Consider the following 13,089-nt stretch of genomic DNA (forward strand, 5'->3'; position numbering starts at 1 on the left):
GAGTACACCGCCGCCGAAACGGCCCGCCTGCTGGCGGAGGCCGAGGAGGCGCTGGAGACCGCCCGGGCCGCCGCCGAGCAGCGGACGACCGAGGCCGAGGCGGCTGCTTCGGCGCTGCGCGAGCGGGCCGGGGCCGACCTGGCCCTGGCCTCCGAGCAGGCCGAGACCGTCCGGGCCGAGGCCGGCCGGGAGCTGTCCGAGGCCCGTGCCACCGCCGACTCGATCCGCGCCGAGGCGCAGGCGGTGCTGGCACAGGCCGGCGTCGACGGCGACGAGTCGGTGGCCGCCGCCAAGGCCGAGGCCGCCGAGCTGGTCGCCGCCGCCAAGGCCGAGGCCGCCGAGCTGGTCGCCACCGCCGAGGACGAGGCCGCCGAGGTCCGCCAGTCGGTGGCCGGCATGCACGAGGCCGCGTCCCAGCAGATCGCCGAGCTGCGGGCCACCGCCGAGCGCGAGTCCGCCGAGGTCCGCCGGGAGGCCGCGCAGGCCGCCGACGAACTGCGCGACACCGCCGAGCGGGAGACCGCCGAGCTGCGGGCGCTGGCCGAGCGGGAGACCGCCGAGCTGCGCGAGCGCACCGACCGCGCGGTCGCCGAGCTGCACGAGGCGGCCGACCGCGAGACCACCGAGCAGCGGGCCCTCGCCGACCGGGAGACCGCCGAACAGCGCGCGCTGGCCGACCGCGAGACCACCGACCTGCGGGCCCGGACCGCCGCCGAGACGGCCGCGCTGCGCGAGCAGACCGAGCTGGAGCTGGCCGCCGAACGCGAGGCCGCCGAGGCCGAGCTGGCCCGTCGGCACGCCGAGGCGCAGGCCTACGACGAGCGGCTGCGCGCCGACGCCGAGGCCGAGCTGCGCGCCGCCCAGGAGGCCGCCGAGCAGCAGCGGGCCGCCGCCGAGGAGCGGGCCGCCCGGACGGTGGCCGCCGCCGACGAGCGGGCCGCCGCCGCCATCGCCGAGGCCGAGGAGTTCGCGGCCGCGCTGCGGGCCGAGGCCGAGGAGTACGCGCTGGCCACCAGGAGCCTCGCGGACGACTACGACGCGGACACCCACGCCCGCGCCGACGCCTTCGACGCGGACACCCGCGAGGCCGCCGAGCAGTTCGACAAGGCCACCCGCGAGCAGGCCAAGTCCGTCCTGGAGCGGGCCTTCGCCGACGCCGAGGCGCTCGGCGAGGACGCCCAGACCACCGCGCTGGCCACCACCGCCGCCGCCGAGGAGCAGGCGGACGCGATGGTCGCGGCCGCCCGCAAGGAGGCCGACCGGCTGGTCGCGGCCGGCGAGGCGGCCGGGCAGGCCGCGGTCGAGAAGGGCCGGGCCGACGCCGACGCCCTGCTCTCCGAGGCGCGCCGGGACGCCACCGCGATCCGCGAGCGCGCCGAGGAGCTGCGCGAGCGCACCGACGCCGAGGTGGAGGCCCTGCACGAGCGCGCCCGCAAGGAGAACGCGCAGGCGATGAAGTCGGCCGGCGAGCGGGTGGACGCGCTGGTGACGGCCGCCCAGGAGCAGCTGACCGAGGCCGAGGAGCAGGCGGTGGCCGCCGTCGCCGAGGCCGAGGAGCGGGCGGCGGCGCTGGTCGCGGCCGCCGAGGAGCGCGCCAACGAGCTGACCTCGCAGGCGTCCGCCGAGGCCAGCAAGGTCCGGATCTCGGCCGTCCGCAAGGCCGAGGGCCTGCTGAAGGAGGCCGAGACCAAGCTCTCCGACTCGACCGACCGCGCCGAGGCCCTGATCGTCAAGGCCGAGGCCAAGCTGAAGTCCGCCCAGGAGGAGTCCGAGGAGCGGATCGAGACGGCGGCGGCCGAGGCGGAGAAGCGCCTGCGGACCGCCGACGAGGCCGCCGACGAGCAGATCGAGCTGGCGAAGGCGGAGGCCGAGCGGGTGCTCGCCGAAGCGCGGACCGAGGCGACGCGGGTCACCGACGAGGGCCGGCGCGAGCTGGACGAGCTGGTGCGCCGCCGCAAGGACATCAACACCGAGATCTCCAGGGTGCAGGACGTGCTGTCCGCACTGGAGGCGTTCGAGGCACCGTCACCGGTCGCGCAGGCAAACGGGGGAAGTACCAGCAAGAAAGACGGGGGGGCCAAGGCCGGTGCCGGAGTCGGTTCCCCCCGGTCGGGTGGCAATCGCTCCGGTGGCGCACCACCCGATTGAGCGGACATTCTCCGCGAGACAACGGCATTTCGCCGACGACACTCCGGTACCGTGTCAGGATTCCCTCAACCACCTCAGCGGTTTGACGACAGGAAGCCCAGAACCCCATGAGCGACAGTCACTCCCCTCACGGCTTCGACCTGGTGCGCCGTGGGTACGAGCGTGCCCAGGTCGACGAGCGGATCACCAAGCTGGTGGCCGACCGTGACAGTGCCTTGACCCGGATCAGCGCGCTGGAGAAGCGCATCGAGGAGCTCCACCTGGAGACCCAGACCGCGCAGGCGGCGGTCACCGAGGCCGAGCCCTCCTACGCCGGCCTCGGCGCCCGGGTCGAGAAGATCCTGCGACTCGCCGAGGAGGAGGCCAAGGACCTGCGCGACGAGGCGCACCGCGCCGCCGAGCAGCACCGCGAGCTCGCCGAGGCGGCCGCCCAGCAGGTCCGCACCGAGGCCGAGAACTACGCCAAGGACCGCAAGGCCAAGGCCGAGGACGAGGGTCTGCGGATCGTCGACAAGGCCAAGAGCGACAGCGCCCAGCTGCGTGCCGAGGCCAACAAGGACGCCCAGAACAAGCGCGAGGAGGCGGACGCCCTCTTCGAGGAGACCCGCACCAAGGCCGCCCAGGCCGCGCTGGAGTTCGAGACCAACCTGGCCAAGCGCCGCGAGCAGTCCGAGCGCGACCTGGCCGCCCGTCAGGCCAAGGCCGAGAAGCGCCTGGCCGAGATCGAGCACCGGGCCGAGCAGCTGCGCCTGGAAGCCGAGAAGCTGCGCACCGACGCCGAGCGCCGCGCCCGCCAGACGGTGGAGACGGCCCAGCGCCAGTCCGAGGACATCGTCGCGGACGCCAACGCCAAGGCCGACCGGATCCGCAGCGAATCCGAGCGCGAGCTGGCGGCGCTCACCAACCGCCGCGACAGCATCAACGCCCAGCTGACCAACGTCCGCGAGATGCTGGCGACGCTGACCGGCGCGGCCGTGGCCGCCGCCTCGCTGCCGAACGACGACACCATGGGCGTGCCCGCCCAGCAGTCGCGCTGACGCCGCACCCCGCACGGGCCGAAGGGCGCGCCCTCGGGTAGGAGCGCCCGGCGAGTGCGGAACCACAGCGGGCCCCCGTCCTCCGGGACGGGGGCCCGTCGTGCTGTCCGGCACCCCGGCGGCACCACCGGGGCCCCGGGAGGGCCCGTGGAGGGCCCTGGGGCGCCTCCGTGGCGGCCCGGAGTGGGAAGTCGGCCGCTCCGACTTCCCACTCCTCGCGTTCACCGCGGATAGGCCCCGTCCGGCCGCTGGTGGCCGCAGCTCAGCTGGTTGCCGTCGTCGTCCGAGACGGTGCCGAACCACGACGTGCACCAGACCGAGACCGAGTCCCGCCAGTACTGCACCTCGAAGGGGTGCCCCGGGCCGTAGTCGCCGTACGAGGTGACGATGAAGGTCTCCCCCGGGCGCATCCAGTAGTCCTCGCCGAGCGGCTCCAGGGTCAGTTCGAGCAGCCCCTCGCCGCGGTTGGTGACCGGTACCCGGCCGGTCACCTCCAGCGCCGAGAAGTCCCAGCCGCCGGTCTCCGCCTGCCCCTCCCTCATCGCGTCACCCGCGCCAGGAGCCGGCGCACCGCCGCGTCGAACGCCTCCGGCGCCTCCAGCGCGCTCAGGTGCCCCACCCCGGGGATGACGGTCAGCTCGGCGTCGGGCCGCGCCCGGGCCATCAGCTCGGCCTCCTCCAAGGGCATCAGGGCGTCCTGCTCCCCCGCCACGATCGCGGTCGGCACCCGCACCCCGGCCAGCACGTCCAGGGTCTGCGGCCGGGCCGCCATCGCCCGCTGCGCCCAGGCCACCGCCGCCGGCGGCGCGGCGGCGATGATCCCCTGCACCCGGTCGACCAGGTGCCCGGAGTCCGGTCCGAGCTGGCCCACCGCCATCCGCTCGTCGAGCAGCAGCTGGACGCTGTCGCGGGCCAGGACGGCGGTGGCGATCCGCTCGCGGTTGGCCCGGGCGGCGTCGGTGTCGGCGGTGGCCTTGGTGTTCGCCAGCAGCAGGCCGGCCATCCGCCGCGGGTGCCGGCGGGCGAAGGCGAGCGCCACGTACCCGCCCATCGAGAGACCGCCGATCACCGCCCGCTCGATCCCGGCCGCGTCCAGCAGCAGGGCGACGTCGTCGGCCACCGCGTCCAGCGAGGGCTCGTCGGTGCCCAGCTCGGTGCCGCCGAAGCCGCGCTGGTCGGGCGCCAGCACCCGGGCCTCGTGGCCGGTCGTCCCGGGCAGCCCGTCCAGTTGGGCCGACCACATCGAGGCGTTGAGCGGAAAGGCGTGCAACAGCACGAGAGGTGTTCCGGTACCGCTCTCGCGGACCGACACTGCGGAGGGGAGCTGGGTCATGCGCCCACCGTAGTTCGGTGCGCCCGGCGGGCGCACTCAGCGGGCCGCCCTGTCCGCTTTGTCATAGCCTGACGGAGAGTGAGGGAGCGCGAATGATCGAGTTGCACGAACTGACCAAGCGTTACGGCAAGACCCTTGCCGTGGACCGGCTCAGCTTCCAGGTGCCGCAGGGCGTGGTCACCGGGTTCCTCGGCCCCAACGGCGCCGGCAAGTCCACCACCATGCGCATGATCCTGGACCTCGACCGGCCCACCGGCGGCCGCGTCACCATCGACGGCAAGAGATACGGGCAGCTCAGCGAGCCGCTGAAGTACATCGGGGCGCTGCTGGAGGCCAAGGCCGTCCACCCCGGCCGGACCGCCCGCGACCACCTGCTCTGGCTCGCCCAGAGCAACCGCATCCCCACCGGCCGGGTCGACGAGGTGCTCGCCCTGGTCGGGCTCACCCCGGTCGCCCGCAAGCGCGCCCGGGGCTTCTCGCTCGGCATGGGCCAGCGGCTCGGCATCGCCTCCGCCCTGCTCGGCGACCCGGAGATCGTGATGTTCGACGAGCCGGTCAACGGGCTGGACCCGGAGGGCATCCTCTGGATCCGCAACCTGATGAAGCGCCTCGCCGCCGAGGGCCGGACCGTCTTCGTCTCCTCCCACCTGATGAGCGAGATGGCCGTCACCGCCGACCACCTGGTCGTCATCGGCAAGGGCCGGCTCCTCGCCGACCTGCCGATGGCCGAGTTCATCCGGCGCAACTCCCGCTCCGCCGTCCGGCTGCGCACCCCCCAGCCCGAGCGGCTGCTGGACGCCCTGGCCGGCGCCGGACTGCGCAGCGAACCGGGCCCGGACGGCTCCTACGAGGTGGTCGACGGCGAGCTCGCCGCACTCGGCGAGCTGGCCGCCACCCACGGGGTCGTGCTGCACGAGCTCAGCCCCCAGCAGGCCTCGCTGGAAGAGGCGTTCATGCAGATGACGGCCGACTCGGTGGAGTACCACGCCGGGAGCGGCGAGGGCCGCGACGCGGCCGGCGCACCCGGCACCTGGGGCGCGACCTGGCAGGGTGCCGCGGCGCAGCAGCCGGCGGCCGCACAGCAGAAGGAGAACTGAGATGGCGTCCTTCCCGGCGGTGCTGCGCTCCGAGTGGACGAAGATCCGAAGCGTCCGGTCGACGGTCTGGACGCTCGCGCTGGCCTTCGTGATCACGCTCGGCCTCGGCGCGCTGCTGTCCCTGCTCACCAACAACAACTTCGAGGAGTTCCGGGGTGACACGGACGTCCCGTTCGACGCCACCGGGACGGCCTTCTCCGGCATCATCCTCGGCGAACTGGCCATCATCGTCTTCGGCGTGCTGGCGGTCGGCAACGAGTACAGCAGCGGGATGATCCGGGTCACCCTGGCGGCCGTCCCGCAGCGCGGGACCCTGCTCACCGGCAAGGCGGTCGTGCTCGGCGCGCTGGCCTTCGCGGTCTCCCTGGTCACCGCGTTCATCACGTTCTTCGTCGGCCAGTCGCTGCTCGGCGACCACTCCACCAGCATCGGCGAACCGCACGTGCTGCGCGCGGTGTTCGGCGCGGCGATGTACCTGACGCTGCTCTGCCTGTTCTCGGCCGGCGTCACCGCGATGCTGCACAACCAGACGCTGGCCCTGGGCGTGCTGGTGCCGTTCTTCTTCCTGCTCTCGCCGATCCTCTCGGCGGTGCCGAAGGTCAAGACGCTGGCGCACTACTTCCCCGACTACGCGGGCTCGCGGATGATGCTGGTCTACGAGCAGCACAACCAGCCGTACGGCCCGTGGGCCGGCTTCGCGATCTGCCTGGCCTGGACGGTGGCCGCGCTGGTCGGCGGCGCGCTGGTGCTGAAGAAGCGCGACGCCTGACCCGGCTCACCGGCGCGGTCGCGGCACCCTCAGTACCGGGGGGCGCCGCGGCCGCGCTGGACGTTGGAGGCCCGCCGGTCGCGGGCGCCCCAGCAGGCCCGGTGCCAGTGCCGGCGGTCGTCCACGCCGGCGCCGTGCAGCGGCCAGGCCACCACATGACCGACGCCCGGCGGGATCTCCTGGTCGCAGCCCGGGCAGCGGTAGTGCCGGCCGGCGGTGCCGGCCACCGTCTGCACCACCCAGTCGTCGCCCCGGTAGCTCTCGGTGCGGCGCAGGGCGCCGCCGAGCGGGGCGGCCGGCGCCGAGGCCTCGTGATCGGCTGCACTCTTGATCCGGTTGCGGCGGGGCGACACGTCTGGCTACCTCTCTACGGGGGCTCGGGACCGGTTCCAGGTTACGGCCGGCGCATACCCCCCGGAGCCACTATCACGGCACCGCCCGGCGGTTCGGTGTTTCCCGTGATATCCACCCGTTCTTCTGTGAAATTCGTGGTTCGGCGTGCCATTGGCACATGACATCGGTTACTCACAAGGGGACAGGCGGGGCCCGCAGACCCTGCGCGCACCCGAGGAGGCCCAAGGATGACCAAGACCAGCGCCCGCGCCGAGACCCGCCGACCCGTCGGAGTCCGGCCGCCCGCAGTCGGCCCGGCACCGACCACCACCGGCCCGGCCACCGCCACCGGCACCCCCCTGCCGGCACCCCAGCGCTCCGGCGCGCGCGCCGCGGACACCGCACCGGTCCGGGTCGGTGCCTTCCTGCTCTCGGCCCAGTTCCCCGGACAGACCCACGGCGAGGCCCTGGACCGGACGGTCCGGGCCACCGTCGAGGCCGAGCGGGCGGGCCTGGACAGCGTCTGGCTGGCCGAGCACCACTTCGTCCCGTACGGGGTCTGCCCGAACGCCGCCACGCTCGCCGCGATGCTGCTCGGCCGCACCCGCCGGATCGGCATCGGCACGGCGGTCAGCGTGCTCTCCACCGCCCACCCGGTGGCCCTCGGCGAACAGGCCGCGATGCTGCACCTCGTCTCCGGCGGGCGGTTCACGCTCGGGGTGGGGCGCGGCGGTCCCTGGATCGACCTGGACGTCTTCGGCGGCGGTGTGGAGGCCTTCGAGCAGGGCTTCCCGGAGCGGCTCGACCTACTGCTGCGCTGGCTGCGCAGCTCGCGCGTGGGCGCGGACGGACCGCAGTTCAGCTTCCCGGAGGTGGCCGTGGTGCCGCGCGCCACCGAGCCGCCCCGACGGCCCGACCTCGGCGCCTGGCTCGGCCTCGGCGACCAGTCCGGGCTGCTGCGCTTCCCCCGCCAGCGGGTGGAGACGACCGGACCCGGCGAGGAACTCACCGCCTCCGGGCACCCGGTGGCCGGCCCGCCGCTGGTGGTGGCCTGCACCTCGCCCGGCGGGGTACGGCTCGCCGCCGAACGCGGCCTGCCGATGCTGCTCGGCATGCACTCCGGCGACGACGACAAGCTGCGGATGCTGGAGCTCTACCGCACCGCCTGGCTGGCCGCCGGGCGGAGCGAGGAGCAGCTGCGCCGGATCGGCCGCCAGCACGTCGCGGCCGGGGTGGCGCAGGTCGACGACCGCACCTCGGCGGCCCGGGCCACGCTGCTGCGCGCGATGCCCGGCTGGTTCGAGTACGGGCTCGGCGCGCACCGCACCGTGGACGGCCGGGAGCGCAAGATGCGCGACCCGCACGCGTACACCGAACTCCTCTGCGACCTGCACGCGGTGGGCACGCCGAAGCAGTGCGCCGACCGGCTGCTGGCCACCGCCGAGCGCACCGGCATCCGGCGCTTCGCGCTCCTCGCCGAGGGCAGCGGCGACCGCGAGGCCACCCTGCAGAACATCGCCCGGCTGGGCTCCGAGGTGCTGCCGCAGCTGGGCTGACGCCGACGGGCCGGTCCGGACGACGGACGCCGCCGGGCCGCCCCTCCCCTCGGCGGGGTGGGGCGGCCCGGTGGCGTTCCGGAGCCGCCGCGGCGGCCCCGGTGCTCGCTGCGCCGTCGTACCGGCGCGACCGGCCCGACGATCAGCAGTCCCGGAGTTCCTCGGACTGGTTGAGCAGCTGCTCCCGGACGGACGTGAAGCGATCGAACCGCGCCTCGTTGGAGTCCGACGGCAGGAACACCGCCACCCGGTGACAGTTCTGGAAGGCCAGCCGGACGCCGAAGTGGCGCTGCAGCGCACCCCGGATGGCGTCGCTGGCGAGTGCCCGCAGGAGCTGGCCGCGGGCCTGCTCGCTGGGCGGCGGTACGTGGTTGTCGGCGAAGTCGGTGCCGTCGACCTTCGCCTGGGCGACCAGCGAACTGATCAGCTCCCAGGCGTACGGCAGGGAGACGCGGACGCAGTCGACGAATTCCCGCTCGTCGACCTCGCCCCGCTCGGCCTTTTCCAGCAGGGCCGGTGAGACGTCGAGCGACATGGATTCTCCTCTCGCGGTCCACCCGCGCGGCGCCCGGGTGGTGATGCGTAGTCCAAGCTGAGGGTGAGGGTGGGCGAATCGCGCGTGATGTCCGGAACGCCGTCGGACGGCTGTTTCCGGCACCGTGCGGAGGCGTCGGCGCCTAGGCCGCGTCGAGGGACGCGTCGGGGGCGCCGGCCGCTCAGAACAGCGTGGCAGCCAATGGGGGGCGAGGCCGGGGATTCCTGTGGATTGCTCCGTAAATACGCCTCGCTGCACCAGATTGGCCGGATCCTGCTGGATCGTTCATCTGAAGTCTCCGTCCCCGTTGACAGCTCCGCTGCAAGCAAGCCGTCACACACCGTAGCTGCCCGTGGGAACGGGCGCCAGAGTGCCGACAGGCATTCGCGGGATCGCCGAACCTCCATGTTCGCGGGGTTCGCGGATTCTTCACCCGGCCGTCGCGGAATCGCATCAACTGGCCCCGGTGGGCTAGCGTGGTCGACCGTGCGTCTCGTAATTGCCCGCTGCTCAGTCGACTATGCCGGTCGGCTCTCCGCCCATCTGCCCTCCGCCACCAGGCTCATCCTGGTCAAGGCCGACGGCAGCGTCAGCATCCACGCCGACGACCGCGCCTACAAGCCGCTCAACTGGATGTCCCCGCCGTGCACCCTCAAGGAGGCCGACGGGGTCTGGACAGTGATCAACAAGGCCGGCGAGAAGCTCATCATCACGCTGGAGGAGGTGCTGCACGACTCCTCCCACGAGCTCGGGGTGGACCCCGGCCTGATCAAGGACGGTGTCGAAGCACACCTCCAGGAGCTGCTGGCCGACCGGATGGAGGTGCTCGGCGCCGGCTGGTCGCTCATCCGCCGCGAGTACCCGACCGCGATCGGCCCGGTCGACATCCTCTGCCGCGACTCCGACGGCACGACCGTCGCCGTCGAGATCAAGCGCCGCGGCGAGATCGACGGCGTCGAGCAGCTCACCCGCTACCTGGAGCTGCTCAACCGGGACCCGCTGCTCGCTCCGGTGAAGGGCGTCTTCGCCGCGCAGGAGATCAAGCCCCAGGCCCGCGTCCTCGCCACCGACCGCGGCATCGGCTGCGTGGTGCTGGACTACGACGGGCTGCGCGGCATCGACGACGACAAGCTCAAGCTGTTCTGACCGTCGTGCCCTGATTCCGTCAGGGCGTCGTCGGAGGCGCCGTCGGGCTCGGTGAGCCCGACGGTGTCGTCCCGGTGGGCGACGTGCTCGGTGTCGGGGGCGCGGTCGTCGTCGGCGTCGTCACCGGACCGGAGGTGCTCGGCACCGCGGGCGGCACGGTCGGCTGAACCGGCGGCGGCTGCACGGGCGGTACCACCGGCGGCTGCGACTGGCCCGGGGAGGGCGGCTGCGAGGCCGACCCCGACGCGGTGGGCGACTTGCCGGCCTTCTTCGACGCCGACCCGGACGCCGACGGCGAGTGCGACGGCCCGCCACTGCTCTCCGGCGCCTCCGTGTCCTGCGACGGCGAGGCCTCCGGGCTCTGCGTGCCCTCGGAGGGCGAGGCGGTGGGGCTCAGGCTCGGCCGGGGCGTCGGCCGGCCCGCCGGCAGGCCGGTGCCGTCGTCCGTGCTGCTGTGCGGGTCGGTGCCCCGGTGCTCGTCCGGGCCCGTGACGCTCAGCCCGACCGCCGTACCGAGCACGCCGAGCGCGAGGACGGCCGCCGAGGCGGCGATCACGGTGCGCCGGGTGCCGCCGGCCGTGCCGGGGGTGGTCTTGAACCGCCACGGCACCTGCGCGATCGCCCGGATGACCGGACGTCGGACGGGTATCGGAGCGGTCGACGCGGCGGCGGGCAGCTGCCGGCCGTCGGCGCGCAGCAGGTCGATCATCCGACGGGCGCCGGCGGCCCCGCGCGGCTCGCCGAGCGCGGCCCGCAGGGTCAGCGCGGACTCCAGTTCGGCGACGGCGCGCCCGGGCTCCCGGACGCAGATCGCGTAGACGCCCAACTCGTGGTGGAACCAGGCCTCGTCGGCCCGGGAGCCGGTGTTGCGGGCGGCCTCCAGACCGAGCAGCAGGGCACGCTCCCAGGCGCCCCAGCGCAGTGCCAGCGCCAGCGCCGGCCCCGCCGCCCGGGCCAGCCGCAGGACGGCGGCGTGCCGGCCGGCGGCCCGGTCGGCCAGCAGCACCCCGATCACCACCTCCGCCTCGGCCGCGATCTGTTCCGTGGACACCGAACTGTGCCCGACCCACCAGGCGAAGTGCTGGGCGGCGCCGTCGATGCTGCCGCGGGCCGGCCAGTGCGGGGCGAGGAGGTCGAGCGCGCCCGCGGTGAGCCGGTGGTGGCCGCCGATGGACACCGCCAGCCCGGCGTCGGCGAGTTCGTGCAGCGCGCTCTCGCCCTGGCCGACGTCGATCAGCGCGGGCAGGTGCGGGGCGGTCGGGCACTCGCCGCCGAGCGCCACCGCGAGCCTCAGCACGGCCTGGGCCGGCTCGCTGAGGCCCTCGGCGAGCCGGACGGCGGGCGAGGCGCTCTCGGCCACGGACGGCAGCGGGACGGTACCGCGCAGCTCGCTCTCGCGGACCGCCGGGTCGGGGTGCCGCTCGGGCTCCTCGACCGCCCCGAAGACGCCCAGCCGGTCCTCCTCGGCGGCGACCAGCGCGTCCACCGCGACGTCCCGCTGCCGCAGCAGCGCGGCGGCCTGGACGAAGCGCAGCGGCAGCCCCTCGGACTCGAACCAGAGGTCGACCGCCCAGGCCTTCTCGGCCGCGTCGAGGGGCCGGCCGGCCAGCCGGGCGGCCAGCGCGAGGCAGGCGGAGCGGGAGAGCCCGGCGACGAGGTGGTCCTGCAGCCGGGAGTCGGCGGGCAGCGGCGGGCCGTCGGGGGCGACGGAGATCAGGAAGGCGCAGTCCGGGGCGGCGGCGAGCAGGTGTTCCAGCTCCGCGCCGGCCGGTTCGACCTCGTCGACCACCACGATCGCGCCGACCCGGGCGAGGTGCTCGGCGAGTTGGCCCGGATCGGGGCGGAAGCCGGGGGCCTGGTGGGTGGCGGCGAAGAGGTCCTGGAGCAGGTCGTCACCGGTGCGGCGGTGGCCGCAGAGCTGGACGACGCCGCCGGGCGCGAGGTCGCACGCCGCCTCGGCGACGGCCGACAGCAGCGCGCTGCGGCCCGAGCCGGCCTGGCCGACCAGGCGTATCGAACGCCCCTCGGCGAGCAGGCCGAGCAGGTGGGCGATGTCGGCCTCGCGGTCGAGCAGCGGCAGGTCGGCGGGGCCGGCGCCGAGGGCGAGCGGTCCGACCGCGCGGCCGGGGCCGCCGACCGGTCCGCGGGCGGGCTCGGTGCGCCCGATCCGGCGCGGGCGGGGCCGCCACTCCTCGGGGCAGGGCCGGACCTCGGACCCGTCCGGGGTGCCGACGGTCACCAGCAGGGCGCCGGAGACCAGCTCACCGCCCCGGGTGCGCACGGCTTCCTGCCGGAACTCACCGGATGGCTGTCCCACGATCTGCTCCGCCCCTGGTCGGCCGACGACTCGGTACGGCCGCTCCGGGCCGGGGGCACTCCCCTGCCTCCGGCCGGGGGGACCCCCACCCCGCCGGAGGCGGGGAGGAGCCGGTCCTGTCCCCGGCGGCCGTCTTTCTGACGGCAGACTCTTGCACATCCGGCCCGCCGCGCGCAGGGCGGTCCCTCCCCGAAGGGGGCGCAGGAGGCGACGGGGGCGCGGGAGGGCCGGCGGAGACGGGGCGCGGGAGGCCCGGCGGAGGGTCTACAGCACCGGGCCGAGCGCGGGCAGCGTCGCGCCGCGGGGCTCCGAGACGGCGCCCTCGACGGCGAGGATGCGGTTCAGCCGGGTGGCCACCAGCAGCCGCTGGAGCTGCGCCGGGACGGACCGCAGCACCAGCCGGCGGCCGATCCGGCCGGCCCGGCGGTGGGTTCCCATGATCACGCCGAGGCCGGTGGCGTCCCAGAACTCCAGCCGGCCGAGGTCCAGCACGAGATCGCCCCGCCCGCCGTCGACGGCCTGGTGCAGTCGGACCCGCGCGTCGGCGGCGGTGCGCACGTCGAGGCCGCCCTCGATGGCCAGCGCCGCGTGGTCGCCCGTGATGCGCATGGTCTCCTCCTCCGCCTGGCGGTCACTGGTACGGGTCGTTCCGCCCCGGCCGCGCGGGCCCGGGATCGGGTGTCCATCCGGGCGGGCCTGAAGCCCCGCGCCCGGGCCCGGCCGCAGCATCGTCGGCGTGGACCGGGTCCCCCTCATCTGACGGTGAACCAGGTCCGCAGGTTGCTGGTTCCGGCCAGATCTGAAGCAACTTCACTCGT

At 74.8% G+C, this 13,089-nt stretch carries 11 protein-coding genes and 1 pseudogene; 6 read left to right on the top strand and 6 right to left on the bottom strand.

Annotated features, from left to right (window positions below):
* A pseudogene (locus ACWDRR_RS13535) lies at positions 1-2,148 on the top strand (hypothetical protein); the annotation flags it as partial.
* A 107-nt stretch (positions 2,149-2,255) separates the two neighbouring features.
* Complete coding sequence (locus tag ACWDRR_RS13540; RefSeq protein WP_218201876.1) at positions 2,256-3,185, top strand: coiled-coil domain-containing protein; 930 nt, start codon at positions 2,256-2,258, stop codon at positions 3,183-3,185.
* A 221-nt stretch (positions 3,186-3,406) separates the two neighbouring features.
* On the opposite strand, the gene ACWDRR_RS13545 is transcribed toward ACWDRR_RS13540, so the two are convergent.
* Together ACWDRR_RS13545 and ACWDRR_RS13550 are read right to left on the bottom strand one after the other, a co-directional pair.
* Complete coding sequence (locus tag ACWDRR_RS13545; RefSeq protein ID WP_387882102.1) at positions 3,407-3,727, bottom strand: hypothetical protein; 321 nt, start codon at positions 3,725-3,727, stop codon at positions 3,407-3,409.
* Positions 3,724-4,518 carry an alpha/beta fold hydrolase gene (locus ACWDRR_RS13550; RefSeq protein WP_449772329.1) on the bottom strand — a complete coding sequence of 265 codons (795 nt, stop codon included), beginning with the start codon at positions 4,516-4,518 and terminating at the stop codon, positions 3,724-3,726. Before ACWDRR_RS13550 ends, ACWDRR_RS13545 begins: the two co-directional genes overlap by 4 nt.
* A gap of 92 nt (positions 4,519-4,610) precedes the next feature.
* On the opposite strand from ACWDRR_RS13550, the gene ACWDRR_RS13555 reads away from it, so the two are divergent.
* A complete protein-coding gene (locus tag ACWDRR_RS13555) occupies positions 4,611-5,615 on the top strand; it encodes an ABC transporter ATP-binding protein (protein WP_449772330.1) in 1,005 nt (334 codons plus the stop codon).
* Between the two features lies 1 nt (position 5,616).
* Positions 5,617-6,384 carry an ABC transporter permease subunit gene (locus ACWDRR_RS13560; RefSeq protein ID WP_449772331.1) on the top strand — a complete coding sequence of 256 codons (768 nt, stop codon included), beginning with the start codon at positions 5,617-5,619 and terminating at the stop codon, positions 6,382-6,384.
* A gap of 29 nt (positions 6,385-6,413) precedes the next feature.
* Here ACWDRR_RS13560 and ACWDRR_RS13565 read toward each other — a convergent pair whose 3' ends face one another.
* On the bottom strand, positions 6,414-6,737 hold the full coding sequence (locus tag ACWDRR_RS13565) for an ATP/GTP-binding protein (RefSeq protein WP_449772332.1): 324 nt from the start codon (positions 6,735-6,737) through the stop codon (positions 6,414-6,416).
* A 228-nt stretch (positions 6,738-6,965) separates the two neighbouring features.
* Between ACWDRR_RS13565 and ACWDRR_RS13570 the strand changes: the two genes are divergently transcribed.
* Entirely contained in the window at positions 6,966-8,273 is a 1,308-nt protein-coding gene (locus tag ACWDRR_RS13570; protein ID WP_449772333.1) for an LLM class flavin-dependent oxidoreductase, read from the top strand.
* A gap of 142 nt (positions 8,274-8,415) precedes the next feature.
* On the opposite strand, the gene ACWDRR_RS13575 is transcribed toward ACWDRR_RS13570, so the two are convergent.
* Entirely contained in the window at positions 8,416-8,808 is a 393-nt protein-coding gene (locus ACWDRR_RS13575) for an SCO5389 family protein (RefSeq protein ID WP_329489629.1), read from the bottom strand.
* 486 nt (positions 8,809-9,294) lie between these two features.
* On the opposite strand from ACWDRR_RS13575, the gene nucS reads away from it, so the two are divergent.
* Positions 9,295-9,954: an endonuclease NucS gene (gene nucS, locus ACWDRR_RS13580; protein ID WP_387882096.1), complete on the top strand. Its 660-nt coding sequence runs from the start codon at positions 9,295-9,297 to the stop codon at positions 9,952-9,954.
* A 19-nt stretch (positions 9,955-9,973) separates the two neighbouring features.
* Here the strand turns inward: nucS and ACWDRR_RS13585 are convergent, their stop codons facing one another.
* The gene (locus ACWDRR_RS13585; RefSeq protein WP_449772334.1) at positions 9,974-12,271 is read right to left on the bottom strand and encodes an ATP-binding protein; all 2,298 of its coding nucleotides are present in this window, start codon (positions 12,269-12,271) and stop codon (positions 9,974-9,976) included.
* A 264-nt stretch (positions 12,272-12,535) separates the two neighbouring features.
* Positions 12,536-12,880, bottom strand: a complete 345-nt coding sequence (locus tag ACWDRR_RS13590; protein WP_449772335.1) for an STAS domain-containing protein — start codon at positions 12,878-12,880, stop codon at positions 12,536-12,538.
* Positions 12,881-13,089 lie beyond the last annotated feature (209 nt).

It is taken from the genome of Kitasatospora sp. NPDC003701, assembly GCF_053587085.1.

Bases quoted from the DNA above. Each gene is read 5' to 3' on its own strand.
- ACWDRR_RS13550 (WP_449772329.1), bottom strand. From the start codon at position 4,518: ATGACCCAGCTCCCCTCCGCAGTGTCGGTCCGCGAGAGCGGTACCGGA.
- ACWDRR_RS13555 (WP_449772330.1), top strand. From the start codon at position 4,611: ATGATCGAGTTGCACGAACTGACCAAGCGTTACGGCAAGACCCTTGCC.
- ACWDRR_RS13570 (WP_449772333.1), top strand. From the start codon at position 6,966: ATGACCAAGACCAGCGCCCGCGCCGAGACCCGCCGACCCGTCGGAGTC.
- ACWDRR_RS13590 (WP_449772335.1), bottom strand. From the start codon at position 12,880: ATGCGCATCACGGGCGACCACGCGGCGCTGGCCATCGAGGGCGGCCTC.
- ACWDRR_RS13540 (WP_218201876.1), top strand. From the start codon at position 2,256: ATGAGCGACAGTCACTCCCCTCACGGCTTCGACCTGGTGCGCCGTGGG.
- ACWDRR_RS13560 (WP_449772331.1), top strand. From the start codon at position 5,617: ATGGCGTCCTTCCCGGCGGTGCTGCGCTCCGAGTGGACGAAGATCCGA.
- ACWDRR_RS13545 (WP_387882102.1), bottom strand. From the start codon at position 3,727: ATGAGGGAGGGGCAGGCGGAGACCGGCGGCTGGGACTTCTCGGCGCTG.
- ACWDRR_RS13575 (WP_329489629.1), bottom strand. From the start codon at position 8,808: ATGTCGCTCGACGTCTCACCGGCCCTGCTGGAAAAGGCCGAGCGGGGC.